We start from the raw sequence: 26,191 nt of genomic DNA on the forward strand, positions 1-26,191 counted from the left end.
GGTATCAGGCCGCCTCGAACACGCCGGCAAGCCGAACCGGACCTTCGGTTTTCACCATGCCCTTCGCCACCAGTTCTTCGAGATGGGCCAGCACCGAAAGCGCTGCCGCCCCGTGCAGGCGCGGATCGGTGGTGGCATAGAGCACCTTGACGATATCGGCGATCAGCCGGTCGCCGCTGCGCACCCGCTCATAGACGCTCCGCTCGCGCATGCGCCTGTGCGTGCGCAGTCCCCGCACAAAGGCCGGCGGCTCGCTCACCGGCCCGCCATGACCGGGAAGATAGATCCGGTCGTCGCGCTCCAGCAGCCGGTCGAGCGAGGCCATGAAGGCCCCCATGGAGCCATCCGGCGGCGCCACGATCGATGTCGCCCAGGCCATGACATGATCCCCGGAAAACAGGATGCCGCGATCCTCCAGCGCAAAGGCCGCATGATTGGCCGCATGGCCGGGCGTCAGCACCGTCTTCAGCTGCCAGCCATCGCCCGCAATCACATCACCGTCGCCAAGGGCAATATCCGGCAGGAACTCCGTATCCGAGCTTTCGGCAAAGGGATTGACCTCGCCATCATGCAACAGCCTTGCGGTGCGGTGCGGCCCTTCGCCCACAAGCACAGCCCCGGTTGCCGCCTTCAGACGGCGGGCCAGCGGCGAGTGGTCCCGATGCGTATGGGTCACCGCAATATGCGTCACCTCGCGGCCCTTGAGGGCCGCCATCAGCGCCTCGAAATGGGCATCATCCTCCGGCCCCGGATCAATGACGCAGACCGAGCGATCACCGACAATGTAGCTGTTGGTCCCGTGAAAGGTGAAGGGGCTCGGATTGTTGACCGTGATCCGCTCCACCCCCTCGGCCACTGGCACGGCCTTGCCATGATGCGGTTCAAACACGGTATTGAAGGCCGGCATCTCTGCCGTCTGCTCATCGCTCATTTGTATTCGATCTCGATAAAACTCATGGGCGAGGTGCCGCCATTGATCACATTGTGGGAAATCCCGGCCTCGCGCCGGTAGCTTTCGCCGGCCGCCACTTGCACCCGCCGCTCGCCGCTTTCGTCTTCGATAAGGAAATGGCAGTCCGTCAGCGGCACCACGACATAGTCCATGCCATGGGTGTGATGGCCGGTCGCTGCACCCGGCTCGAAATCCCAGCGGATGACGCGCGTCAGTTGATCATCGACGAGCGTGGTCGCCATGGCCGGCGGGCGGGCGGAATATCCGGGCATGATGGGCCTCCGAAACTGTTCATAACCGGGATAGACCCTCAAGGACCCGCTCGTAAAGGCCAAACAAAAACCCTTCCCCGATGGCGGATCGGGAAAGGGTCTGTCTGGTCGCTCATCATCGTCGACTTATCCGGCCATCAGGCTGCACGACGATCGTGGCGTCCTTCCTCCACTTCCTCGACGATCTTGTCGACAAAGGCATCGAGATCGCCCGGATTGCGCGAGGTAACGATGCCCTGGTCGGTGACGACCGGCTCGTCGCGCCAGTCGGCGCCGGCATTCTTCAGGTCGGTGCGGATGGAGGCATAGGAGGTTGCCTTGCGCCCGCGCAGCGCATCCGCCTCGACCAGAAGCCAAGGGCCATGGCAGACGGCGGCAACCGGCTTGCCGCTCTTGACGAAGGCGCGCACGACTTCGACAGCGGCTTCTTCCTTGCGCAAGAGATCCGGATTGATCTGGCCGCCGGGAATGACCAGCGCATCATAGTCGCTGGCATCGACCTGATCGACGGTCAGATCGACATCAACGGTATCGCCCCAGTCCTTTTCGTCCCAGCTCTTGATCGGCCCCTCTTCGAGCGAGGCAATTGAAACGGTGGCACCCTTGTCCGAAAGCTTTTCGAGCGGCACGCGAAGCTCGGAACGCTCATAGCCATGGGTCGCGAGAATGAGAATTCTCGATGTATCGATGGATGGCATGCCTATTGTCCTTTCCTCGTGGTTGTGCCCCGGCTCCGCCCGCAGGGTTTCAACGCGTCAGGGCGCAGAGACCCATCAAGTAAGCCGATAAAGCGCTGCATCCGATGGGGGAGGCACAGGGTCGAAGGACAACCCGCAACGGCTGCGAACGTTCCCGAGCAACATCCGTCGTTTCGATCGCCAGAGCAGGTTGCGCGTGCCTGCCACCTGTTCGTTCACAGATTGCACCGGCGGCAACAGCCTCCGCACCCGAACCGCGACATGGGCACCCTTGTTCTATGAGATAGCAATTGCAGAGGCCCATTGCCGGGAGGAATGGCGGCAAAGGCCTGGTCCCCGGCGATCTTCAGCAGGTACGGCTCACGACCCCTGGAGTGGGCCGGACAGTTCTTGTGGGAAAAAGGTCTTGCAAGCCTTTTCAGACAGGCCCGTAACGGGGCAGGCCGCGAGGTCAGGGGCCGGACTGTGAGCGGCATCATCCGTATCGCATGGCGTCTGCAGGCTCCACCACCTCCTCTGCAGATGAGCCCTTGGAGCCGCCATTCCACCGCCTTGTCGACCGCCCGTGAAAAAGCGTCAAAAACCAATCGAAACATCATTGCCGCCGCGCCCGACCTTTGCTAATCAGGCGCCACCGTGATTTGGGCCAAGCCGCTCAGATCCCCGTTGGGGCGTCGCCAAGCGGTAAGGCATCGGTTTTTGGTACCGACATTCCCAGGTTCGAATCCTGGCGCCCCAGCCAAAGTTTCCCTGTCCGACACGATGCATGGCGAGCATCATTCACAGGCATCGGTGATCCTGTTTGTCTTAGCTTGAGGATATCGAACAACACCGATGAAAGGATATCCGGTTGTCGGTCAGGGCCTTTCATCGGGCTGATCAGGACGCAAAAAACCGGCCTCAATCCGGGCCGGTTGTCTCATAGGATGGCAGTTGACGCCGGTCGCTCTCAGAAGCGCGCGGTGAAGTCCTTGGGGTCGATGCCAAGCGTGCGCAGGTCACGGTCCTTCGGGCGGCGATGCGTATCGACGGCGGCGGACGCGGCCGCTGCGGCGCCGAGGACGGCAAAAGCCTCGCGGAAGAAACCAAGGCGGTTCTTGCTCTGGCTGGACATGATGTGCTCTCTTTCTCGTTGTTCAGACAGAGAAGACATGGGAAGCGCACGATGATTTCGCAATGCACAAGAAGGCGGATCAGCCATGCGAAGAACGCAGATCCGGTCTCGACTTTCCCTTGTCAGTCTGCATGACCATATAAGCCTTATGAGCCTGCAAAAATGTGTGCCTCACGAGGCATGAATGCGGACAAGGGAGACGGTCAATGCAACCAGAGGCCCTGCCAGTAATGCCGGAGATGGAGCAACCCGTCAGCCTTGACACCCTTGCGGGTTTCGACGGGCGCTACGGCCTCATTGTCTTCGATCATGAATGTATCTTCTGCTCGTCCTTCGTCCGCTTCGTCTTCGCCCGTGATCGCGATGCCTTCTTCCGCTTCACGCCAGCGCAAGGGCCGATCGGCCAGAGGCTCTATCAGCATTATGGGCTTGATCCGGTGGATTTTTCGACCAATCTCGTGATCATCAACGGTCAGCTTTTTACCAAGATTGAGGGCTTCGCCGAGGTGGTGCGCCGTTTTGCCTTTCCGTGGTCGCTGCCGTCGGCAGTCGGTCGCCTGCCACGTCGGGTGGGTGAGCCGGTCTATGACCTGATCGCGAGAAACCGCTACCGCATTTTCGGGCGCTATGAGACCTGCATGGTGCCGTCGCCCGGCCTGAAGGTCCGCATCATCGATTGATCACTGAAGCACCTTCCCAGGTCTCGCGAATATAGACCTCGAAGAAATCGGAGAAGGTCGCAACGCGCAGCGGCAATTGCGCATAGGGTGGATAATAGAGCGTCAGCCAGGTTTCCGGCGGTGACCATTGGTCGAGAACCTGGGTCAGTCGCCCGGCCTTCAGCGCAGGCTCGACGATGAACAGCGGCAGAAGGGCGACCCCTTCGCCAGCGAGCGCCAGTTGCGCGAGAAAGTCGCCATTGTTGACGCTGAAGCGCCCTTTGGCGGTGATGACCCGTGTCTGGCCGTTGCGGCTGAGCTCCCACGTCTCATGACGGTTCTCATCCTGGTAACTCAGGCATTCGAGCCGTGTCAGATCTTCCGGCTGTTCCGGTTTTCCGTGTTCGTCGAGATAGGCCGGTGAGGCGACGAGAATGCGCGGGCAGGGGCAGATCTTGCGCCATATGGTGGACTTGTCCGATGGCGGCCCGGAAATCCGGATTGCCAGATCATAATCCTCCTCGACGATATCGACAAAGCGATCCGACAGCGCAATCGAGACCCGCGTTTTCGGGTGGATAATGGAGAACTGGCGCACCACCGTTGGCAGGATCTCTATGCCAAGCGACATCGGCGCGGAGATGCGCAGCGACCCCGCCGTCACCTTCTGCAGGTCGCGCGTTTCCTCGCTCGCCTCCTTCAATGCCGCAACCAGCGGGGCAACGCGCGCCGCATAGGCTGCGCCCGCCGAGGTCAGTGAAACCTGTCGCGTCGTGCGCAAGAGAAGCTGCACACCCAACTGATCTTCAAGCGCGGCAACCGTACGGGTGACGGAAGCGGGCGTCGTGCCAAGAAGCCGTGCCGCCGCCGTAAAGCTGCGCTGCTCTGCGACTGTCAGAAACATCCTTATGCTCTCGACTTCGCCCATGGGTGACTGCCTCGGCCATTTTTACAGAATTCGCAATAATATATGCCGGATTATGCCTATTCTCTGGTGTAAATCCATCCCCCATATTGGCTCCAGACAAAAGATCCCGGCGGCGCGAATTGCCGCCTGGCGGATCTTCAAGCACATCTGGAAGGACAAGGACGATGATCAAGGAAATCAAGGGCCTGCACCATGTGACTTCGATGGCAGCCGATGCCCAGACCAACAATGACTTCTTCACCCGCACGCTCGGCCTGCGCCGCGTCAAGAAGACCGTGAATTTCGATGCGCCCGACGTCTATCATCTCTATTACGGCGATGAAGTCGGCACGCCCGGTTCCGTCATGACCTATTTTCCCTTTGGCGCCATGCCGCGCGGCAGCCGTGGGGCCGGCGAAGTGGCCGAAACTGTCTTTTCCGTGCCGAAGGGCACGCTGCCCTTCTGGCAGGAACGCCTCTCCGGTCTGAAGGTCGCTGGCCTTGAGGGTTACGAACTCTTCGGCGAAAAGCGGCTGCGCTTCCTCGGTCCCGACGGTGACGGCTTCGCGCTCGCCGAGGTCGATGGCGATCACCGCACGCCATTTGATGGTGGCTCGGTATCGAAGGACGAGGGCATTCACGGTTTCCGTGGCGCCACCATGCGCCTGCGCGATGAAGGCGCGACCGCCGAACTCCTGCAATATATGGGCTATCAGCCGGTTGATCGTCAGGGCGAGATGATCCGCTATGCCATTCCCGATGGCAACGGTGCCGATTTCATCGATCTGGAGGTCATTCCGGCTGCGGCCCGCGCCAACCAGGGGGCAGGCTCCGTGCATCACATCGCCTTTGCGGTAGAGGACCGTGCAGCCCAGCTCGCCGTTCGTCGGGCCCTGCTCGACACCGGCTATAATGTCACCCCGGTTATCGACCGCGATTATTTCTGGGCCATCTACTTCCGCACCCCCGCAGGCGTATTGTTCGAGATTGCCACGAATGAACCCGGCTTTGACCGTGACGAGGACAGCGCCCATCTCGGCGAGGCCCTGAAGCTGCCGACCCGCTATCAGCCGCATCGTGCCCAGATCGAGGCCCATCTGCCACCGATCCGCGACTGAGGGCGGGCCGGACTTCAACGACCCTTCACCGGACCGATGCCGGTGGGACCACTGGCATCGTCTTCTATCAGAGCTCCGCGCCAAACCAAGAGAACGCACCCATGTCGCTAGACGCCTATCACCATCTCTATCAGGCACCTGAGCCCGGCGAACCGCTGGTTTTTGCCTTTCATGGCACCGGCGGTGACGAGCATCAGTTTCCCGGTCTGGTCAAGCAGATCCTGCCCTTGGCCGGTTTCGTTTCACCGCGCGGCGATGTCTCCGAACATGGCGCCAACCGCTTCTTCCGTCGCACGGGCGAGGGGATCTATGACATGGCGGATCTGGCAGCGCGAAGGCGCGCCATGGCCGGCTTCATCCGTGCCCACAAGGATCGCCATCCCGCTACTCCGATCTATGGCATCGGCTATTCCAACGGTGCCAATATCCTGGCCTCCGTCCTGTTCGAGGAACCGGATCTCATTGATCGCGCCGTGCTGATGCATCCGTTGATCCCCTGGACACCAGAGCCCCAGCCGGGCCTTGCCTCCGTCTCGCTGCTGGTGACGGCTGGCGCACGCGATCCGATCTGTCCGCCTGCACTGACCAAGGCATTGATCGACTATCTCGAAGCACAGGGTGGCGATGTCCAGTCCGTCACCCATTCCGGCGGCCACGAAATCCAAAAGGTCGAGATCGAGGCGATCGCCGACTTCCTGCGCCGCTAACAGCCGTTCCGATGAACGGCGATTCCGATCAACGGCACTGGGATGCTTCGCTCTAAAGCTTCACCTTGACCGGCTTCCAGACAACCGTCTCCGGAGTCCGGTCATAGGGATTGCCCATGATCGTCACCTTGCAGTCACGCATTTCGCAATTGCTGCAGACAAAGGGCAGGTTGCGGGGATCGCGGCCATGGCCATACAGAGACGCCAGATCGCGCGCCAGGAAGCGGGCCTGGCGGTCGCATTTGCGGCAGGTGGCCACGATCAGCATGTTGTGGCGTGCGGCTTTTCCAAGGGTGTCGAGCGTGCTGGTCATGCTCATGTAGATAGAACAAAATAAGAACATCAGCAAGTGCCGGTCCGCCGCATTCAAGGCTTTGCGTCAGCGCTGCCTTCAGCTCTCGCATTTACGTAGCTTACTGAAAATTAACCATAAAATCTGAAGTGCGTAAGGAAGCTATTAACCAAGGACCGGCTATAAAATTCGTGCTTCCAACAGGTAGTGCGTAGCGAAGCGCGTTGGTTTCAGTATTGCGTACAGGGAGGGTGTCATCCACGGCATCCTCCCATGCACGCTCAACCGAACGCGCAGCAGACCCCTGGATGAACAGGGCTTGGCAGGACCCGGCATGTAGGCCAGATCAATCCTGCCAATCCGGATCTCAATTCGCCGTCAGGAATTCTTCACAATAGCTCGGTCCGCCATTTGCGCCGGGTCGGTCGACAACCGTGCGCACGCTGCGGATCACGTAGTCGGGCGAAACGGTCAGTTGCACCTCGCAGCGCAGATAGACGGTTCTGGCCGGGCGCAGCAGGCGACCCCTGGTGCCATCACGCGCCGTCTCATATTCAGCCGGCAGCGTCCGGGTGCTTCTGCCGCCGCGCCAGGTGTAAAGGGTTGCCCCTCCGGCGGCGGTATCTGCCACCGGCGGTCCGAACTTGGCAAAAAAGGCCCCGGCTTCCCGACCATTCCACTTTTCTTCAATGGCGTTTTTTGCCGGTCCCGTTGTCGTGCAGCCTGCAAGCGTGAGCGCCAGCCCTGCAATCATCGATGCGCGAACTTTCATTGCCTTCAACCTCGACCCTGTAAGAGCAGAAGATACGAGTCATGCACCGGCTCCACCGGCGCATGCGATTCTCCCCAAGCCTGCAGTAGCTGTAAACCCGTCCGCTTGAAATCGGGCGTCCTCGCCGGATCGATGAAAAATCCAAGGTGATGCCGGCTTGCCACGACATTGGCGAGCGCACCATTCCGACCGATTGCCGGAGGGACAAGGCGGGCTTCAGATCGGCATCCTGCCACGGTTCCGCTCCCGCAGTTTTGTCTGTCGCAGAGCCCGCTTCGGCAGGGTTGAAACTGTCACCAGAATTTCATTTTGGCTCAGATTTTTTGGATTCTTCTGCTTGTGAAACGAAAATCACTGGTCTATAGAACCGGCGCTGGTCACGGAGTGTAGCGCAGTCTGGTAGCGCACCACGTTCGGGACGTGGGGGTCGCAAGTTCGAATCTTGCCACTCCGACCAGCTTGAAAAAGCCCGCGCAAGCGGGCTTTTTTCGTGTCTGGCCACTGCAAATCCTGGCGATGATCGGGATTGCGCTTGGTAGGTGGTTTCGCGCAAAGATTTTATGAAATATCGGCTATGGGGCATGACCATTTTGCCTTTATATCAATCGTTGTAACATATTCGAACTTTCCGATGCGCACTAAGCGATTGCCATGAATGGGTTTCTCGCCTAGCTTTCCCCTCGGGGAGAGAGGGAACTGAGATCCTGGACCTGCTGGGGAGCAAGTTCAGGTTGTGATGGTCGGCGCTCAGGGGGTATGGCATGTCGGCAGGAAAAAGGCAGCGGAACCGGCACCAGAGGGTCACATTGAGTGATGTGGCGCAGGCGGCGGGTGTCAGTTCGATCACGGTATCGCGCACCTTGCGGGAGCCCGACAAGGTCTCTCCGGATTTGCGGGAAACAGTTCTGAAATTCGTCGACAGCATGGGCTACATTCCCGATTTCGCCGCCCGTGCGCTGGCCAGCAGTGACAGCGGCATTATTGGCGTCATATCGCCGGCTCTGACGAACCATGCCTATCTCGGCGTCATGCGCGGGATCGAGGATCGGGTCCGGTCCACTGATCTGCGCATCCAATATGCCAATACCACTTACGATCCCGCAGACGAAGTGCGCCAGCTCAAGCAGTTCCTCGCCCAGAACCCGACGGGCATCATCTTTGCCAATGTGGATACCAATCCGGCAGTGGAAGACATGCTGCGGGTTGCCCGCTGTCCCGTCGTCCAGATCATGGATGTGTCGAAGGCGCCCGCCAACATGGCCATCGGCATCGATCACAAGGTCGCGGGCGAAATGGCCACGCGCCACCTGATTGAAAGCGGCTACAGGCGCATTGGCCTTTTGGGTGGGCGCTGGGACGCCAGAGCCAGACGTCGTCTCGAGGGCTATACGGCTGTGATGAAGGAGGCGGGCTTGTATGATCCTGCCTTGATCATCGCGCTGGACCATATGACCAGCGTTCCCCTGGGCGGCCATCTCCTCGATCGCCTCTTGCAGACGGTACCCGATGCGGATGCTGCCTTCTGCCATCATGATGAATTGGCGCTGGGGGCAGTTTTCGAGTGCCAGCGGCGCGGCATCGACATTCCGTCCCAGTTCGGCATTTGCGGCTATAACGATATGGATTATGTCGCCGTTTCCGTGCCGGCGATCACGTCTGTCCGTATTCCCCGCTACGAAATCGGCTTCCGCGCCGTTGACATGATCTTGCGTGCGCTTGATCGTGGGTCGGCAAGCCCAAGCCTTGTCGACCTGGGCTTCACACTGGTTCGCAGGGCCTCCACCGCACGACAGGGGTGAGGCGCACGCCTGCCGTCAGGAGAGATATCGCTCAGGCGGCACGGCTGAAACCATGAATATTCGCGGTGCCTTGGGTTGAGCCGAGATTGAACTGGCCGACCATGCCGCGCAGTTTGTCGATTTCCGTTGAGAGAGTCGCGGCGGCTGCACTGCTTTCCTCGACCATCGCCGCGTTCTGCTGGGTCATCTGGTCCATACCGTTCACGGCGCTGTTGACCTCGATCAGACCGGACGACTGTTCGCCCGCCGCCGTCGAAATGGCAACGATATGATCGTTGATCTCGACGATGAGTTGACTGATCGCTTTCAGCGCCCCGCCAGTATCGCTGACCAGCTTCACGCCGGAAGCCACCTCGCTGGCGGAGGTCTGGATGAGATCCTTGATCTCTTTCGCCGCCTTGGCCGAGCGCTGCGCGAGCTCTCGCACTTCCTGGGCGACAACGGCAAAGCCACGTCCGGCCTCACCGGCGCGCGCGGCCTCGACGCCGGCATTCAGCGCCAAGAGATTGGTCTGGAAGGCGATCTCGTCGATCACGCCGATGATGTTGGAGATCTTGGACGAGGACCCCTCGATGCGGCTCATCGCGTCGACGGCTTGTGCGACCACATCGCCGGATTTTTCGGCGCTGGCCTTGGCCGAGCCGGCGACGGTTCGGGCCTCCTGCGCACGCTGGGCAGACGAACTGACATTGGCGGTGATTTCCTCAAGCGCCGCAGCCGACTCCTCGAGATTGGCGGCCTGGCTCTCCGTGCGCCGCGAGAGGTCACCGACACCCTGGGTGATTTCCCGCGTTCCCTGGCTGAGCAGCTCGACGCTGGCCGAGATTTCCCGGAACGTGTCGCAGAGCTGCGAAACCGATCGGTTGAAATCATGGCGCAGAATTTCGAATTCCGCAGCAAACGGCTCGGTCAACTGGAAGCCGAAGTCGCCGGAACCGAGCCGCTTCAGCGCGTTGCCGAGCGAGTTCATGGTCTGGACGCGCGCGGTCGCGTCGGTAGCGAACTTCACCACCTTCACCACCTTGCCCTTGATGTCGAGGATCGGATTGTAGGAGGCTGCGATGATCGCCTCCTTGCCGGCCTTCGTGATGCGCGGGAACTCGGCGGCGACATACTGGCCATCACGCAGCGTCTGCCAGAACTTCTTGTATTCCTCGGAATTGGCATGCGCCTTGTCGACAAACATGCTGTGGTGCTGTCCGATGATCTCCGCTGGCGAATAGCCCATCAGGTTGAAGAAGTTCTGATTGGCACTCATGATCTTGCCATCGACGGTAAACTCGATGATTGCCTGTGAGCGAGAGATCGCGGCAATCTGTGCTGCATAATCGACATTCAGCAGGCGCGCCTTGGCGTCGGCCCATTCGACCACGAAGCCTATCGTTTTCGAACCTTCCTTGAGCGGAGTGACGAGCAGGTCGAACACCCGGGTGCCAATGGTGATCGTCGCGCTGTGGCGGTTCTTCAGCGCGGCCAGCATGTTGCGCTGATGCGAGGGGTTCTTGTGGAAGATGTCGATATTGCTGCCGATCAGGGTCGCAACGCTGAACTTCGGCAGTTCCTTCTTCAGGTCAGCTTCGGCTTCCTTCAGCAGGTCCATGACCGCCGGGTTCATGTAGGTGATGTTGAGATTGGCATCGGCCACCATGACATTGGCCTGCAGCGCATCGAGCGCCAGGGTCTTGGCAACGGTTTTTGCATTCGAAAAGCCCGAAAATCCCATTTTTTCCCCCAATCGCCCAGCAGGCCTCTGCTGGTTCCACGAAAATTAGCTGAAGGGAAAATGCATACAAAAACTAAACGAAAAACTAAGATATGAACGTTTTGTATATTTTTAGTGCGATTTTTTGTAATGATCCGGGCACGCGCCACCGCGCCGCACTGTCGGGGAGAAGAGCCGCAAAGAGTGGGAACCCGAGTTAAGCTACGAGGCCTGCGCTCACTTGTCCTTTTGCAGCGCCGGCGCCGCCGATGTCAGCGCCTCCAGGAAGACATCCATGTCAGACATGAAGGAGACGCCGGCAATCGGAGGGAGGTTGCTGTAGGCCGCGCCGCCGATCCAGATGTCGATATCAGGCGAAAGAGACGATCTAAGCGTCTGGAGATGGAGCTGCAAAAACCCCACGCGTCCGACAAGCGCACTCAGGCAGACGCAGGCGACCTGGCGCCGATGGGCTGCATCGGCGATTTCGCTGGCTGGAAGGCCCGCACCGAGAAACAGCGCATTCCAGCCCCTGAGCCGCGCGAGCAGGCTCACGACCAGCGCACCGATATCGTGGTCTTCCTTTTCCGGGGTCGTGGCCACAAGGCGCGGCGCGTCGGGCGATGGCATCGGACACCGGTCGAAGAGCCCCCCGAGGACGCGCTTGATATAGGCTGTCGTCATGTGCTCCGCCGCGATCGAGATCTGGCCGGCGACCCACATCGAACCGATTTCGCGCATCAGCGGCAGCACGGTGACGCGAATGAAATGCTCGGGCGCTTCGGTTTCAGCGCGTGCCTGCAAGAGCGCCTGCAGACGATCGCTGTCCATCGACTGGATGGCGTCGATGATCTCCGCCAGTGCCTGCCGGCCCACCAGTTCGCATTCCAGCCGCGACAGGGCCTCGTTCGACAATGCCACCAGCGAACCAATCCTGTGACCGCCGTCTGTGCAGGACTTCAACAGGCGCAGCCGCTCCACCTGTTCGTGTGTGTAGAAGCGCCGACCCGTCGGGCTGCGTACGGCAGGTTCTATGCCGTACCGCCGTTCCCAGGCATGCAGCAGCAGTTTCGAGATTCCGCTCGTTGCAAGTGTTTCGGCCAGGCCGACCAACACGTCCTTTTCCTGCCGCCCCTTACGATCCATGCTGGAACCTCGCCGATTTGCAACCTATATTAGCGTGGCATTTCAGGAATAAAAGCGGGCTTGCAGCAGCGGCTTCAAATGCAAACGGCCAGCGCGAAGCAAGCCGTTCGATGTCGGTGCGAAGGCGTCGCCTGGTCCGGCTATCACCCGTCAATATCATCCAGCAATTGCCGTGCGGCTGCCGTGGTCAGGCGGCGGGCTTCCACCTCGTCGCGGCGGCTGGCCAAGAGTTCGGTCGCCAGGAGCTCATCTGCGAGGTCCGCAGGTAGCGATAGGATCACGCGGCCGTCATGGGCGTTCAGCCCGCCGAGTTCCGAGCGCCTGGCGGTGATCATGCCGCCGGCCACCGTATTGTTGGTGTCGGGATCGATCAGGATGAAGGCGCCGGTGCCACGGTTCTGTTCATAGGGGTCGAAGATCGCGGTCTCGTCGAAGGCGAGATGCACCTTGCCGATCGCATTCATCTGCAGCATCTCGGCCGCCTGCCACTTGCCGGACTTGAGATCCAGCTGCTGCACCGGTTCGACCTGCACGCGCTGGCGACGCGAACCGGCCTTCAGCCAGTAGCGCTTCCCCGGCACGATCCCGTCGGGCTGAAGCGCCACGATCTGCGCATCGAAGGCAAGCCCCGTCTGCGGCTGGGCGTCGAGTGACACGATCATGTCGCCGCGCGCCACATCCACCTGGCGGTCGAGCACCAAAGTGATCGCGTCACCTGAAACGGCGGCGTTGCGCACCAGGTCGAAGGTGACGATCTGCTTGACATTGGCCACCTGGCCGGAGGGCAGGACGGCGACGCTATCACCCGGCTTCACCGCGCCGCCGGCAACCGTGCCCTGATAGCCGCGAAAGCTCTCGCCCGGACGCGAGACGCGTTGCACCGGCAGGCGGAAACCGGTTGACTGGCCGGAGCGGAGCGTCGCGAGTTCCAGCGTCTCCACCAGCGTCGGGCCTTCATACCACGGGATCACCGAGCGGCCGGAATAGACGACGTTTTCGCCCTTCAGCGCCGACATCGGGATCGCGGTGACCTGGCGCACGCCAAGCGACAGGGCCAGCGCCTTGAATTCGGTGCTGATCTGGTCGAACACGGCCTTGTCATAGCCGACGAGGTCGAACTTGTTCACCGCGAGAACGAACTGCTTGATGCCCATCAGCGAGGCGATGGTGGCATGGCGGCGGGTCTGTTCGAGCAGGCCGGCACGCGCATCGACGAGCAGGATGGCGAGATCCGCCGTCGAGGCGCCGGTTGCCATGTTGCGGGTATACTGCTCGTGGCCGGGCGTATCGGCAACGATGAAGGAGCGGCGGTCGGTGGCGAAATAGCGATAGGCGACATCGATGGTGATGCCCTGTTCGCGCTCCGCCTGCAGACCGTCGAGCAGCAGGGCGAAATCCGGCAGGCCGAGATCGTTCTGCTGGCCGCTATCACGGCGCAGCGTCGCCGCCTGGTCTTCCTTGACGGCCTTGGTATCCCAAAGCAGGCGACCGATCAGCGTCGACTTGCCGTCGTCGACGGAGCCGCAGGTGATCAGGCGCAGGGGACGCGAGTCGCGGATGACGGGCGCGGTGTCTGCATGGGGAGCAACGGAGGCGACGGCGAGGGTGGCGGTCTGGGTCATGTCAGATACCTTGGGAAGAGATTGTGTGCAGGGCACCGGAATTGGAAGGCGAGAACCACTCCCCAACCCCTCCCCACAAGGGGAGGGGCTTTGGGGCCGAGAGCGCTCCGTGACGGCGGAGCGAGCGGTATCCACAGGGTGTCTCCCTCCTTGTGGGGGAGATGGCCGGCAGGCCAGAGGGGGTTTTCTTCCCCACGCGGGGGGAGAGCGAAAACCGCCGATGTCGCGATGCGAAACCATCAGAAATAGCCTTCCCGCTTCTTCTTTTCCATCGATCCGGCCTGGTCGCGGTCGATGGCGCGGCCCTGGCGTTCGGAAACGGTGGCGATTTCGAGTTCGGCGATCACCTCGTCGAGGGTGGTCGCATTGGAGCGGATGCCGCCGGTCAGCGGCCAGCAGCCGAGCGTGCGGAAGCGCAAGCTTCCTTCCTGGATCTGTTCGCCCGGCAGGGGCTCGAAGCGTGGGTCTTCCGCCCACATCAGCATGCCGTCGCGCTCGACATATCTGTGCTTCTTGGCAAAGTAGAGCGGCGGCAGCTCGATGTTTTCGGCCTGGATGTAGCGCCAGATGTCGACCTCGGTCCAGTTCGACAGCGGGAAGGCGCGCACGCTTTCACCCCGGCGGATCATGCCGTTATAGATGTTCCACAGTTCCGGGCGCTGGTTGCGCGGGTCCCATTTGTGGTCGGGCGTGCGGAAGGAATAGATGCGCTCCTTGGCGCGGCTTGCTTCCTCGTCGCGGCGCGCGCCGCCGAAGGCCGCGTCATATTTGCCGGCGTCCAGCGCCTGGCGCAGCGCTTCCGTCTTCATCACGTCGGTATGATAGGCCGAGCCATGGCTGAACGGACCGATGCCCTCGGCAGCCCCGCGCGGGTTGGTGTGCACGATCAGGTCGAGATCGAACTTCTCGGCGGTGGCATCGCGAAACGCGATCATCTCGGGGAATTTCCACCCGGTGTCGATGTGCAGAAGCGGGAAGGGCACGCGGCCGGGGAAGAAGGCCTTGCGCGCCAGATGCAAGAGAACGGACGAATCCTTGCCGATCGAATAGAGCATGACCGGCTTTTCAAACTCGGCAGCCACTTCGCGGAAGATATAGATCGCCTCGTTTTCCAGCGCCTTCAGATGCGGATCGAGCGGCGGCTTGGTGACGGGATCCTTGGAATGCGGATCGAATTCGGATGTGTGTACGTGCATGGTCTTCTTTTCTTTCGTTGGGCAACCGCCCGCAAAATGTTCGTTCGCTTTGCCCCTCATCCCCCTGCCGGGACCTTCTCCCCGCAGGCGGGGAGAAGAGGCAGAGCGGTAACCCCGGTGCCCTTCTCCCCGTTCACGGGGAGAAGGTGGCGGCCGCCGGATGAGGGGCAGCTACCGGAGCAAAATCAGTTCAAGCCGGCGTCGGCACCGAAGACGCTGCCGCCTCCGGCACATGCAGCCCGCATTCGCGCTTTTCGTCTTTCTCCCACCACCAGCGGCCGGCGCGCTCCGGCTCGCCCGGCTTGATCGCCCGCGTACAGGGCTCGCAGCCGATCGAGGGGTAGCCGCGCTTGTGCAGCGGATTGGTCGGAACGCTTTCCGCCTCGACGTAAGCATTGATGTCCTCGGTCGACCAGTCGGCCAGCGGGTTCACCTTGATCAGGTCGCGCTCGGCGTCATATTCGGCAAAGGGCGTGGCGGCCCGGTTGCCGGACTGGGAGCGGCGCAAACCGGTGATCCAGAAGCGGGCGCCGGAAAGCGCTTGCCCCAGCGGCACCAGCTTGCGCACATGACAGCAGGCATGCCGCGCTTCGACGCTTTCGTAAAAGCCGTTCAGGCCATACTTTGCCGCATAGGCATCGATATCGTCCTGGCGCGGATAAAACCGCTTGATCGCGATGCCGAAACGCTCTTCGGTCTCGGCAATCAGATCCACCGTCTCCTGGAAGAGGCGACCCGTCTCCAGCGTCGAGACATCGATCGGAAGGTTGGCAAGCCCGATGGCCGCGGTAATCACCTGATCCTCGATGCCAAGCGAGGTCGTGAAGACGGCACGGCCATCAAGGCCCGCGACAATGCGCAGGCGCTCGGTGAGCGACAGCTCTGACAATTCGCGGTCTAGCTCCGCAGCCATTGCGGTCTGGTCGTGCAGGCTCATGGCAACATCCTGTAATTGTATGCTGCCAATTATTGCAGTGCTGTAGCCTGCTGCACAGAAACGCGCGTTCCGAAACCTTTGCTGCTGAGAGCAAATATCTCTCCTCAGTGGACCAATGCCGCGAATTCGTCCTGCCGACACGAAAAAAAGGCCGACGCGGTGGCGCCGGCCTTCTCGAAGGTCAGGAGGAGAGTGGGCTCAGAACTCGTCCCAGCCCGGGGCAGGGGCTGCGGCTGTCCGGCCACCAAAGGCGGAGGCGAGCTTGCGGCCCAGAGCGCGGGCCGGGGAAGCGACCGGCTTGCTATCTTCCTGCGCCGCACGAACCTGCTGCTCGGCCTGTTTGCCGCTCAGCTTGAACTGCGAGAGAAGCTGGTTCAGCGAAGTAACTTCCTTGGCGAGGCTGTGGCTGGCGGCGGTCGATTCCTCGACCATGGCAGCGTTCTTTTGCGTATCCTGATCCATCTGGTTGACGGCAGAGTTGATCTGCTGCAACCCGACCGACTGTTCCTGGGCTGCCTCCACAATGGCGCGAACATGCCGGTTGATTTCCTGGACTTCGGCGACAATCGTCTCAAGTGCCGTTCCGGTCTGATCAACCAGGCTGACGCCGGATTGGACCTGAACATTCGATGCATTGATCAGTGCCTTGATATCCTTGGCAGCCGAGGCCGATCGTTGGGCAAGCTCCCGCACTTCCTGTGCAACAACGGCAAATCCCTTGCCGGCTTCCCCGGCGCGGGCCGCCTCCACACCGGCGTTCAGCGCCAGAAGGTTCGTCTGGAAGGCGATTTCATCGATGACGCTGATGATGTTGCCGATCTCGCTTGAAGACTTCTCGATCTGCTTCATCGCGACAACAGCATTGCGCACCACTTCGCCGGACTTTTCGGCACCGGTCTTTGCCTTTGCCACAAGCTCACCCGCTTCCTGGGCGCGGCGTGTCGAATCTTTGACTGTCGTCGTGATTTCCTCAAGGGCTGCCGCCGTTTCCTCGACCGAGGCGGCCTGTTGTTCGGTGCGTTTTGCCAGATCATCGGCGGCGGCGCGGATTTCCTGCGATCCGGCCCCGATCGCGCGTGAGTTCTGCATCACCTGCGACAGGGCATCTTCCAGCTTGGATGCAGAGCTGTTGAACCGATCACGGATGACATCGAGCTGTCCGGCAAAACTCTCGTTGATACGGTGGCCGAGATTGCCTTCCGACATATGACCAAGGGCCGTTGCCAGGTGATCGACGGCAAATTCTATGTCTGCTGCTTCCTTTGCCTTCAGCTTTTCGCGCTCCAGTCTCTCTGTCTCAGAAAGGCTGCGTGCAGCCGCCGTCTCGCTTTCCAGACGCTGGCGCTCCAGCGCATTGTCGCGGAAGACCGCAACGGCCTTGGCCATCTCCCCCAGTTCATCCTTGCGGTCCATGCCGAAGATTTCGGTCCCTGTATCGCCATCGGCAAGCGTTGCCATTCGCGCCCTGAGACTGTGGATCGGCCGGGTAATCCCGCGAGACGAAATCAGCAGAGCCAGACCGATACCGGCAGCAAAAAGCAATGCGAGCGTCACGATCGAGTTGATGATCGTCTGCGAGGAGTTCTTCGAGATCGCAGCGCTCTCCGTCATCAGCGCCTCGACGACGGTATCGTTCCAGGTCCGCATTTCACCCCGCCATTTGGCGATCAATGGCGTGATCTCTATTGCCAGTGAAGATGCTGTCTCGGAATCGCCTCTGGCGCTGGCCGCGATGGCCTGGTCCGCGATGGTCATGATCGAGCGGGCGTCGTCGGCGAACCGGTCGAGGTCTGCAGCATATTCGGGGGTCAGGGCCTTCGCCTTTGCCAGACGCTCAAAAAGCGCATCGCGGTTCTCGGTATAGTCATGCTGTACCCGTTTCCATTCCGGAGCAAACGGGTCGTACATCAGCGACTGGAAGGTCGTATAGCCGACGGCAACAAGCGAGGTGACCGCACGCGAAACCTCCGCCGAGGCGACGTTGTCTTCGGCAATAAAGCGGGAGTATTCTTCATCCGCCGAGGAAAAGCCTTTGGCAACATAAAGCGTTCCGCCAATCCCGACGAGGCAGATCGGGATCAGGACAGACAGGATCTTGGTTTGAATAGGGGCATTTTTCAGGAAAGGCATTGGCTATCATTCCTCCGTTACGAGATGAAGCAAAGGAGCATCGTTCGCCGATGCCTGAACATTGGCGCTGCTTATATCTTGCTATCTGGGGGCCGCCTCATCATGCAGCGGTGGTACTGATGCGGATTGTTACAGAGGTCAGTCTATCCGGGGACTTAAGGCTCTTTGCTCAAATTCATACCCAAAATATAGGGTGCAAGCTTTCGGTGAAGCTGAAGCCTGGACATGAAAAAGCGGCCTTTCGACCGCTTCTCAAAGCTTAAGCTGCAGATTTGCCGCTGGCCTAGACCAGGAAGATCGAGATGATCGGGAACGCCGTCAGAATGATGATCCGCATCAGGTCCGCCGAGATGAAGGGAATGATCGACTTGTAGGTCTCCCGGATCGGCACGTCTTTCGACATGGCCGATATGATGAAGAGATTGAGCCCCACGGGTGGCGTTATCATGCCGATCTCCGCCACCATCAGGACGAGAATGCCAAACCAGATGGCAAAGTGTTCCGGGCTCATGCCGAAATCCATGGCCGTCACGATCGGGAAGAAAATCGGGATGGTCAGCACGATCATCGACAGCGAGTCCATGATGCAGCCGAAGATGATGTAGAGCATCAGGATGATGATCAGCACTGTCATCGGGTTGAAGCCCTGCGCCGTCACCCATTCGGCGCCCACCTGCGGCAGCCGCGAAAAGGCGAGGAAGGAGTTGAAAGCGGTCGCGCCGAGAATGATGAAGAAGATCATGCCGGTCGAAACCGCCGTCTCCTTGAAGCAGGTGAAAAGCGTCTTGCGATCCAGCCCGCCATTCACCCATGCCACGAGGCCCGCACCGACTGCGCCGACGGCGGCGGCCTGCGTGGGCGTGAAGAAACCGAGATAGATACCGCCGACAACGGCCGAGAAGATCGCAACGACCGGCCAGACGGCAATCAGCGCCGGAATGCGCTCCGCCCAGGGAATGCGCTTGGCCTGCCCGGCACTTTCCGGCCAGATCCGCACATAGATGGCGATCACGATCAGATAGGACACCGCAGCCAGCACGCCGGGCACGAAGGCGGCAAGGAAGAGCTTGGCGATGTTCTGCTCGGCCAGGATCGCATAGATGACCAGAACGACCGATGGCGGAATGAGTATGCCGAGTGTGCCACCGGCGGCGAGCGAGGCGGTTGCAAGGCCGCCGGCATAGCCGTTGCGCTTCAGTTCCGGCAGGGCCACCTGCGCCATGGTGGCTGCGGTTGCAAGCGACGAGCCGCAGATCGAGCCGAAGCCCGCACTGGCGCCGACGGCAGCCATGGCGACCCCGCCTTTTCGATGCCCCAGAAAGGCGGCGGCAGCGTTGAACAGGGCCTGGCTCATGCCGCCACGGGCTGCAAACTGCCCCATCAGCAGGAAGAGCGGAATGATCGACAGCGAGTAGCTGACATTGGTCGACCAGGCGAGCGACTTCAGCTGCGACAGGACCGGCGACCAGCGTCCAAGCACCAGATAGGTGCCAACAAGACCGGTGGCCAGCATCGCGGCTCCGATCGGAACCCTGAGCAGGATCAGCGTGATCAGGACCGGGAAGGACCACAGACCGATTTCAATACTGCTCATCAATGCACTCCCATGGCAGAAACAATTGTCTTCTTCTGCCGGATTGCATTGGCATCGGCTATGACAACGAAAATGGAAACGATCAGGTTGGCCGCAAGCAGGACCAGAGCAGCGGCAAAGCCCCACCACACCGGGAGCAGCAGCAGCGGCGTGATCTCGCCATTTTCGAACTTGTCCATGGTGCCGATGGCATGACGCCAGGTGATGACGGCGAAAAGGACGGCAATCAGGACATCGCCGATCAGCTGGCTCCAGTTCATCGCCTTGGAACCCAGCGCGCCAATGATGATGTCAACGCCCACATGACCGCGCTTCAGCTGGCAAAAGGGCAGAAAGGCAAAGACTGCAAGGCCGCAAAGGGCCTCGACAAGTTCAATTTCGCCGGGAAGGGGGCGCAGGACGATCGAGCCCATGATCGAAAGGACGGTCAGCACACAGGCCGTCAGCAGCAGCAAACCGCCGATGATGGCGAAGAATCCCGCAAGCTTGCTGGCAAAAAGCTCCATCCGGGCAATCAGTACAGGGGTGTCCTTGGTCATGTCGTCATCCCGTTCAGCGAGAAAAAAACGGACGCGTCCCTTTGGGGGAGGCGTCCGTCCAGTGGGGGAGGATTACTTGCTGTTCTCTGCGATCAGGGCGAGCGCGTCCTGATAGAGCTGCATGCCGTTCAGACCCCTGCCATCCATTTCGGCAATCCAGGCTTTCGTCACGCCTTCACCGGCAGCCTTCCAGCGTGCAGTCTCGGTTTCATCAAGTGTGATGATCGTGTTGCCGGCCTGCTGGGCAATGTCGAGGCCGCGCTTGTCACCCTCATCCATGGCAATGCCAAACAGGCGAGCCATTTCCTTGCCTGAATTGGCGTCGATCACGGCCTTCAGATCGTCGGGGAGAGATGCATAGGTGTCCTTGTTCATCGCAAACAGGAACGTCGCGGTGTAAAGGCCGTTTGCGCCGCTGAAGCCGGTGTGGTTCGGCGCCAGTTCGGCAATCTTGATCGCCGGCGTCACTTCCCACGGAACGACGGTGCCGTCGATCACGCTCTTTGACAGCGATTCCGGAACCGCCGTCACCGGCATGCCGATCGGCGATGCCCCCATGGCTTCCAGCATCTGGTTGACGACCTTGGACGTGCCGCGCAGCTTCATGCCGTTCATGTCTTCAAGCTTGTTGATCGGCTTGGCAGCAATGGTGTGCAGAAGGCCCGGGCCATGGGTGTGAACAGCCAAGACGTGGTAGTCGGAAAACTCGTCCTTCAGGTGCTTCTCATAGTAATCGTGGAAGGCAAGCGACGTGGCTTCACCGGTTGTCATGATGAAAGGCAGTTCGAAGGCTTCCGACTTCGGGAAGCGGCCCGGCGTATAACCGATGACGGTCCAAATGATGTCAACGACGCCATCCTTGACCTGATCGACCAGTTCAGCCGGTTTGCCGCCGAGCTGCATGGCCGGATAGAGCTCGACAGCAATGCGGCCGTTGGAGTCGGCTGCGACCTTCTCGGCCCATGGTGCCAGAACCTTGGACGGAATAGTCGCCTGTGGCGGCAGCATCTGGTGCAGGCGCAGTGTTACGTCAGCGGCGAAGGCCTGAAAGGCCGTCATGGAAAGGGCGGCTCCGGACAATCCGGCAATCAGAAGTTTACGCAACATGGTCTCCTCCAGTTTTGCGTTGGCGTCTCTTTTGTCTGGGATGGTGTCGCCAGGATTGTGGCATCCCTGAACGCATCGGCTTCGGCATGTTCCTGCTCTCTTGCTCAGCGCACGGAATTGCGGCCCTCCAAGACCGAAACTCCTCCCCTTGGGTGGTCATGTTTACAGAAGTCATACCTGCCCGCAAATAATAATATTCATGCAATTCATAACCATATGGCTATGCCTCTCATGATGGTGAGCGGTTTGATCTGTTCCTTTGAACGGCCGGGAATCGGCCGGTTCGGTGCCTTGACACTTTGTCATAGGACCCCTCCGATGCGCAAAGAGGTCGGCGAACAATCATCGGGTCCCGTCAAAGCCGTTTCATGACGAGTCTGCTGTTAGATGCGTTTTTTTGCACTAAACAGTTATGTTTCCCCGGCTATCACTTCAATTTCCGGCAATCGCTTTACCGGCTGTCTCAGTCGCAGGCCCATACCTCTTATCGCTGACATGGGCATCCTCTTTGCCTGGCCGTCCGTCGCATCGCTGGTGGCTTGCCTGGGTGACAAGGAGGCCGCCACCTTTTCCGGCGTTGCTCTTTTCGAGCTGCTGATCGAACGTGCCGAGAGGTGCCGTGGGGCGCCCGTCGATGTCATTGCCCATTCCATGGGTGGCTGGATGACCATGGAAGTCCTGCGCCAGCTCAAGCGGATCGGGCTGCAGCATGTCCCGGAGAACCTGCGCCCGGCTCTGGCCGCGCTTGAGATGGGCCCGTCGGTATTGGCGGCTCAACTGTCCATCATCGGGGAGATGAATTGTTCGCGGCCTCATCTTCGCCGCCGCCTCGTCCTTCATTGCGCTGCTGTCGGATCGCCTGGGCGATGAAGGCGCGCGAGAGACCGTGGTAGAGGGGTTCGGGCGCAATCAGACGGGACGTTACATAACCGATCATAGATGCCGCCATGACCGGGATGACGGCCTCATGGCTGCCGGTCATTTCAATGATGATGACAAAGGCTGTCATCGGCGCCTGCACCACGCCGGAGAAATAGCCGGCCATTCCGAGGATAGCGGACAGCGCCAGGCTCGTGCCCAGCAACCATCCCAGCGTGCCACCCAGTCCGACACCGACGGACAGCGACGGCGCAAAGATCCCGCCGGGAATGCCGGACATCATGGAAATGAAGGTAGTCGCCAGTTTTTCGAGAAAGAACGTCGGCGATACCAGCTCACCCGCCATGATCTGCCGGGATTGTTCATACCCGGTGCCAAAAGTTTCACCGCCCGAAAGAACCCCGATCAGGGCGACGAGCAAGCCGCAGCCTCCGGCCAGCATCAGCATGCGTTTCGTCGGATCGGGATGGGCCCAGACGCGAATGCGCCGGGACGCCGACAGCGCACCTTTCGAAAATCCGGCCCCGAGTGCACCGCCAAGCACGCCGCAGAGCACCACCATCAGCCAGTCGCGCCCTTCAAGCGCCGTCACCGCCACCTCGCCGAAATAGGTATAGGAGCCGACAATGCCGAGGGCTGACAGCCCTGACAGGATGACCGCTGTCAACACAAGGCCGTTGGCGCGTGACTGGAAGGTCCGGCTCATCTCTTCGATGGCAAAGACGATGCCGGCAAGCGGTGTATTGAATGCAGCCGCAATCCCGGCCGCAGATCCGGCCAGGATCAGGCCCTGCGCCTGTGCCATGCCCCCGATCCGTCCGCTGGCGACCATGATCGCCGCTCCCACCTGCACAGTCGGGCCTTCGCGCCCGATCGAAGCGCCGCAGCAGAGGCCGATCACGGTCAGTACGATCTTGCCGAAGGCGATCTTGAGAGAAAGAAGGGGCGCCCGCAGATGGCTGTGTTTCAGATGTCGCGCGGCAATGGCCTGCGGAATACCGCTGCCCTGCGCATTCGGGAAATAACGCATGGTGAGAAAGGAGCAGAGGATGAAGCCCGTCGGTGTCAGAAGAAGCGGCCAGAGATAGCCATGGCTCCCGCTCGCCGTCACCGCGTGAAAGAAGACCTCCGCCTCGTCGGCTGCAAGGGCAAAGGCGACGCTGACCAGGCCGATGGCCAATGCGCCAATCCAGAAGACGATCCGTGGTTTCCACAATCGCCATGACCACCGCATCACGCGCGAACGGCGCAGAACCTTGGACTTGCGATAGGAAAACGACATGGCACTTCCAAAGGCCTGGGGCGATTTATGCGGGCGAAGTTCATTTATTCGCCCCTTGGCACCTCATTGCAAGGCTCGACTGTGCGCTTGCAGCATTTTCCGGCTCTCTTGCCGCAAGCGAAGGCGTGTCTACCGGTCGCTCGTCTCCCAGCGCGGATTGATCCACGGTTCCTGATTTGAGCGCGGCAGCGGCGTCTTGCCGAGGATATGGTCTGCCGCCTTCTCGCCGGTCATGATCGACGGACCGTTGAGATTGCCATAGGTCAGGCGCGGGAAGATCGATGAGTCGACCACGCGCAGGCCATCCACCCCGATCACGCGGCATTCCGGATCGACGACGGCCATTGGATCGTCCTTCGCGCCCATCTTCGATGTGCCGCAGGGGTGATAGGCGCTTTCTAAGTGCTCGCGCAGGAAGGCGTCGATCTGATCATCCGTCTGCACGCTTTCGCCCGGCTGGATTTCCGGACCACGGAAGGCGTCGAAGGCCTTTTGCCCGAAGATTTCGCGGGTGAGGCGCACGCAGTGGCGGAATTTTATCCAGTCTTCCTCATGGCTCATATAGTTGAACTGGATGACCGGGTCGGCCATCGGATCTGGCGAGCGCAGGGTTACAGCGCCGCGAGATTTCGAATGGTTGTAGCCGACATGCACCTGGAAGCCATGGCTCTTCGCCGCCGCCTTGCCGTCATAGGAAATGGCAACGGGCAGGAAATGGAACTGGATATCGGGCTGCTTCACCCCCGGTGCCGACCGCACGAAGGCGCAGGATTCAAACTGGTTGGAGCTGCCGAGCCCGGTGCCGGAAAACAGCCATTGTGCGCCAGCCACCCCCTGCCAGAACCAGGGCAGCCAGGAATAGAGCGAGACGGGTTTGGTCGCGACCTGCTGGAAGTAGAACTCCATATGGTCCATCAGGTTGGCGCCCACACCCGGCCGATCGACCTTCACCTCGATGCCCATGTCCTTCAGATGCTGGGCCGGTCCGATGCCCGAGAGCATCAGGAGTTTCGGCGAGTTGAAGGTCGAGGCCGAGACGATGACCTCGCGATTGGCCTTCACCACCTCGATTTTGCCATTCCGCTCGATCTCGACGCCGGTGGCCCGGCCGTTTTCGATGACGATCTTGCGGGCAAAGCAGCGCACCAGCTCGACATTGCCACGCTTCATGGCGGGTTTGAGATAGGCATTGGCGGCAGACCAGCGGCGGGAGCGCCAGATGGTCTGCTCCATCAGGCCGAAGCCTTCCTGCTTCTCGCCGTTATAGTCTTCCGTCGTCTCGAAGCCGGCTTGGCGGCCCGCCTCGACAAAGGCGCGCACCAAGGGGTTCTTCGCCGGCCCGCGCTGGACATGCAGCGGCCCATCCGTGCCGCGCCAGCCCTCCTGGCCGCCATGCGAGTTCTCCATCCGCTTGAAGTAAGGCAGCACATCGGCATAGGCCCAGCCCTTGGCGCCGCTCTCCTCCCAGCCGTCGAAATCATCCGCCGAACCGCGTACATAGACCATGCCGTTGATCGAGGACGACCCACCGATCACCTTGCCGCGCGGGGCGGTGATCCGCCGGTTGTTGAGGTGCGGCTCGGGCTCGGAAAGATAACCCCAATTATAGCGCTTCATGCTCATCGGCCAGGCAAGCGCTGCCGGCATCTGGATGAACGGGCCGATATCCGACCCGCCATATTCGAGCACCATAACGCTGTGCTTGCCGTCCTCGGAGAGGCGGTAGGCCAGTGCCGAACCGGAGGAGCCGGAGCCGATGATGATGAAGTCTGCTTGCATGGTCATGAGTGCAGTCCGAAGTTCAATGACGAGAGTGACAGGGGTATCGCGATGCGCTATATTCCTTGGCAACGACATCGCGGAGAGCGACGGTGCTGGGATGAAGGAAGTTGTCGTATCGCAGCGTGCCGACAAGGCGCTGCAAAGCATGCAACCCAAGCGCCGTCTCGCGATTATCGCAAAGGTCAAAGCCTATGCGCGCGGCGAAAGGGTCGACATTAAGAAGATGAAGGGCCTTCCACTCTGGCGCATCAGGGTTGCCGACGACCGCGTGATCATTGATGACCAGGGTAGGATTGTCCTGGTCGTGGCAGCCGGTCCACGTGGCAGCATCTATAAGGAATGAGAGGCAATGGGACGCATTCAGAGAATTGAAATTGAAGGCAAGGGCTATGTGTTGCTCAGTGAAGAAGACTACGAAGACCTTGTTGACGGACTGGAAGCGAGTGCCGTACTGGCTGAGATCTCTGCAGGACAGGAGGTCTGGCCTCTGGATATAGTCGAGGCGCGCGCCAACGGCGAAAACCCCGTTCGCGTTTTCCGCAATTACCGCAAACTCTCCGTCTCCGAGCTTGCGACCGCTGCCGGCATCTCCCAGCCCTATCTGTCGGAAATCGAGAGCGGCAAGAAGACCGGCTCCGTCGATGTGCTGAAGCGGATTGCGGTGGCGCTCAAGGTCGATCTCGACGATATCGTGGTGTGACCGACCGTAGCTGCGAGCCCGCTGAAGTCGCGACAGCGCCGCCCCCTCACCCGGCCTCCGCTTCGCTCGGCCATCCTCTCCCCGAGGGCAGAGGAGTATCCGCCCGCGCCCTGCGCTCCCTCTTCTCCCTACCGGGGAGGTGCCCGAAGGGCGGATGAGGGGGGCGAAGCAATGCCCGTCTTTCTGTCGCCGGGGATACCCCCCTCTGTCGGCTCCGCCGACATCTCCCCCACACGGGGGGAGAGTGGCCGCCACCGCTTTGACTCGCGAACGTCGCGTTGGCTG

General features: G+C 60.7%; 25 protein-coding genes and 2 tRNA genes. 9 read left to right on the forward strand and 18 right to left on the reverse strand.

Features of this window, described 5'->3' with window-relative positions; genetic code table 11:
• Positions 1–4: 4 nt before the first annotated feature.
• From FE840_RS09240 to FE840_RS09250, 3 genes are all read right to left on the reverse strand, one after another.
• Complete coding sequence (locus FE840_RS09240) at positions 5–931, reverse strand: MBL fold metallo-hydrolase (protein WP_246318737.1); 927 nt, start codon at positions 929–931, stop codon at positions 5–7.
• Entirely contained in the window at positions 928–1,224 is a 297-nt protein-coding gene (locus FE840_RS09245) for a cupin domain-containing protein (RefSeq protein WP_138288368.1), read from the reverse strand. Before FE840_RS09245 ends, FE840_RS09240 begins: the two co-directional genes overlap by 4 nt.
• A gap of 137 nt (positions 1,225–1,361) precedes the next feature.
• A complete protein-coding gene (locus FE840_RS09250) occupies positions 1,362–1,922 on the reverse strand; it encodes a type 1 glutamine amidotransferase domain-containing protein (protein ID WP_138288367.1) in 561 nt (186 codons plus the stop codon).
• Between the two features lie 667 nt (positions 1,923–2,589).
• Here FE840_RS09250 and FE840_RS09255 point away from each other — a divergent pair.
• Positions 2,590–2,664 (forward strand) — tRNA-Gln (locus tag FE840_RS09255).
• Between the two features lie 207 nt (positions 2,665–2,871).
• Here FE840_RS09255 and FE840_RS09260 read toward each other — a convergent pair.
• Entirely contained in the window at positions 2,872–3,036 is a 165-nt protein-coding gene (locus FE840_RS09260) for a hypothetical protein (RefSeq protein ID WP_171033752.1), read from the reverse strand.
• 206 nt (positions 3,037–3,242) lie between these two features.
• Here FE840_RS09260 and FE840_RS09265 point away from each other — a divergent pair, with 206 nt between their 5' ends.
• On the forward strand, positions 3,243–3,716 hold the full coding sequence (locus FE840_RS09265) for a thiol-disulfide oxidoreductase DCC family protein (protein WP_138288366.1): 474 nt from the start codon (positions 3,243–3,245) through the stop codon (positions 3,714–3,716).
• Here FE840_RS09265 and FE840_RS09270 read toward each other — a convergent pair.
• Positions 3,706–4,623: a LysR family transcriptional regulator gene (locus tag FE840_RS09270; RefSeq protein WP_138288365.1), complete on the reverse strand. Its 918-nt coding sequence runs from the start codon at positions 4,621–4,623 to the stop codon at positions 3,706–3,708. The genes FE840_RS09265 and FE840_RS09270 overlap by 11 nt on opposite strands.
• Before the next feature lie 164 nt (positions 4,624–4,787).
• On the opposite strand from FE840_RS09270, the gene FE840_RS09275 reads away from it, so the two are divergent.
• Positions 4,788–5,720, forward strand: a complete 933-nt coding sequence (locus FE840_RS09275) for a ring-cleaving dioxygenase (RefSeq protein ID WP_138288364.1) — start codon at positions 4,788–4,790, stop codon at positions 5,718–5,720.
• 101 nt (positions 5,721–5,821) lie between these two features.
• Positions 5,822–6,427 (forward strand): alpha/beta hydrolase, encoded by a 606-nt coding sequence (locus FE840_RS09280; protein ID WP_138288363.1) that lies wholly within the window; start codon positions 5,822–5,824, stop codon positions 6,425–6,427.
• A 52-nt stretch (positions 6,428–6,479) separates the two neighbouring features.
• Here the strand turns inward: FE840_RS09280 and FE840_RS09285 are convergent, their stop codons facing one another.
• Both FE840_RS09285 and FE840_RS09290 read right to left on the reverse strand, forming a co-directional pair.
• The gene (locus FE840_RS09285) at positions 6,480–6,746 is read right to left on the reverse strand and encodes a hypothetical protein (protein ID WP_138288362.1); all 267 of its coding nucleotides are present in this window, start codon (positions 6,744–6,746) and stop codon (positions 6,480–6,482) included.
• A 340-nt stretch (positions 6,747–7,086) separates the two neighbouring features.
• A complete protein-coding gene (locus FE840_RS09290; protein WP_138288361.1) occupies positions 7,087–7,491 on the reverse strand; it encodes a hypothetical protein in 405 nt (134 codons plus the stop codon).
• 380 nt (positions 7,492–7,871) lie between these two features.
• Between FE840_RS09290 and FE840_RS09295 the strand changes: the two genes are divergently transcribed.
• Together FE840_RS09295 and FE840_RS09300 are read left to right on the forward strand one after the other, a co-directional pair.
• Positions 7,872–7,948, forward strand: a tRNA-Pro gene (locus FE840_RS09295).
• 304 nt (positions 7,949–8,252) lie between these two features.
• Positions 8,253–9,290, forward strand: a complete 1,038-nt coding sequence (locus tag FE840_RS09300) for a LacI family DNA-binding transcriptional regulator (protein WP_138288360.1) — start codon at positions 8,253–8,255, stop codon at positions 9,288–9,290.
• A gap of 31 nt (positions 9,291–9,321) precedes the next feature.
• On the opposite strand, the gene FE840_RS09305 is transcribed toward FE840_RS09300, so the two are convergent.
• From FE840_RS09305 to FE840_RS09345, 9 genes are all read right to left on the reverse strand, one after another.
• Positions 9,322–11,013, reverse strand: a complete 1,692-nt coding sequence (locus tag FE840_RS09305; protein WP_138288359.1) for a methyl-accepting chemotaxis protein — start codon at positions 11,011–11,013, stop codon at positions 9,322–9,324.
• 216 nt (positions 11,014–11,229) lie between these two features.
• The gene (locus tag FE840_RS09310; RefSeq protein ID WP_138288358.1) at positions 11,230–12,138 is read right to left on the reverse strand and encodes a MerR family transcriptional regulator; all 909 of its coding nucleotides are present in this window, start codon (positions 12,136–12,138) and stop codon (positions 11,230–11,232) included.
• Positions 12,139–12,281: 143 nt separating this feature from the next.
• Entirely contained in the window at positions 12,282–13,760 is a 1,479-nt protein-coding gene (cysN, locus tag FE840_RS09315) for a sulfate adenylyltransferase subunit CysN (RefSeq protein ID WP_138288357.1), read from the reverse strand.
• A gap of 239 nt (positions 13,761–13,999) precedes the next feature.
• The gene (gene cysD, locus FE840_RS09320) at positions 14,000–14,956 is read right to left on the reverse strand and encodes a sulfate adenylyltransferase subunit CysD (protein ID WP_138288356.1); all 957 of its coding nucleotides are present in this window, start codon (positions 14,954–14,956) and stop codon (positions 14,000–14,002) included.
• 190 nt (positions 14,957–15,146) lie between these two features.
• On the reverse strand, positions 15,147–15,869 hold the full coding sequence (locus FE840_RS09325) for a phosphoadenylyl-sulfate reductase (RefSeq protein WP_425502209.1): 723 nt from the start codon (positions 15,867–15,869) through the stop codon (positions 15,147–15,149).
• A 222-nt stretch (positions 15,870–16,091) separates the two neighbouring features.
• The gene (locus tag FE840_RS09330; RefSeq protein ID WP_138288354.1) at positions 16,092–18,023 is read right to left on the reverse strand and encodes a methyl-accepting chemotaxis protein; all 1,932 of its coding nucleotides are present in this window, start codon (positions 18,021–18,023) and stop codon (positions 16,092–16,094) included.
• 283 nt (positions 18,024–18,306) lie between these two features.
• Positions 18,307–19,617, reverse strand: coding sequence for a TRAP transporter large permease (locus FE840_RS09335; RefSeq protein ID WP_138288353.1), 1,311 nt, complete (start codon positions 19,615–19,617; stop codon positions 18,307–18,309).
• Entirely contained in the window at positions 19,617–20,156 is a 540-nt protein-coding gene (locus FE840_RS09340; RefSeq protein ID WP_138288352.1) for a TRAP transporter small permease, read from the reverse strand. Before FE840_RS09340 ends, FE840_RS09335 begins: the two co-directional genes overlap by 1 nt.
• A gap of 72 nt (positions 20,157–20,228) precedes the next feature.
• Complete coding sequence (locus FE840_RS09345) at positions 20,229–21,263, reverse strand: TRAP transporter substrate-binding protein (protein WP_138288351.1); 1,035 nt, start codon at positions 21,261–21,263, stop codon at positions 20,229–20,231.
• Positions 21,264–21,758: 495 nt separating this feature from the next.
• Between FE840_RS09345 and FE840_RS21185 the strand changes: the two genes are divergently transcribed.
• Positions 21,759–22,133, forward strand: coding sequence for an alpha/beta hydrolase (locus FE840_RS21185; protein ID WP_425502210.1), 375 nt, complete (start codon positions 21,759–21,761; stop codon positions 22,131–22,133).
• On the opposite strand, the gene FE840_RS09355 is transcribed toward FE840_RS21185, so the two are convergent.
• Both FE840_RS09355 and betA read right to left on the reverse strand, forming a co-directional pair.
• Complete coding sequence (locus tag FE840_RS09355; RefSeq protein ID WP_138288349.1) at positions 22,048–23,424, reverse strand: chloride channel protein; 1,377 nt, start codon at positions 23,422–23,424, stop codon at positions 22,048–22,050. The two genes, FE840_RS21185 and FE840_RS09355, sit on opposite strands and share 86 nt — an antisense overlap.
• Positions 23,425–23,553: 129 nt before the next feature.
• The gene (betA, locus tag FE840_RS09360) at positions 23,554–25,203 is read right to left on the reverse strand and encodes a choline dehydrogenase (RefSeq protein WP_138288409.1); all 1,650 of its coding nucleotides are present in this window, start codon (positions 25,201–25,203) and stop codon (positions 23,554–23,556) included.
• Between the two features lie 25 nt (positions 25,204–25,228).
• Between betA and FE840_RS09365 the strand changes: the two genes are divergently transcribed.
• Together FE840_RS09365 and FE840_RS09370 are read left to right on the forward strand one after the other, a co-directional pair.
• Positions 25,229–25,549: a type II toxin-antitoxin system RelE family toxin gene (locus FE840_RS09365; protein ID WP_246318739.1), complete on the forward strand. Its 321-nt coding sequence runs from the start codon at positions 25,229–25,231 to the stop codon at positions 25,547–25,549.
• A gap of 6 nt (positions 25,550–25,555) precedes the next feature.
• Entirely contained in the window at positions 25,556–25,906 is a 351-nt protein-coding gene (locus FE840_RS09370; protein WP_138288348.1) for a helix-turn-helix domain-containing protein, read from the forward strand.
• The last annotated feature ends 285 nt before the right edge of the window (positions 25,907–26,191 follow it).

The sequence above is a fragment of the Peteryoungia desertarenae genome (assembly GCF_005860795.2).
Classification (GTDB): Bacteria; Pseudomonadota; Alphaproteobacteria; order Rhizobiales; family Rhizobiaceae; genus Allorhizobium; species Allorhizobium desertarenae.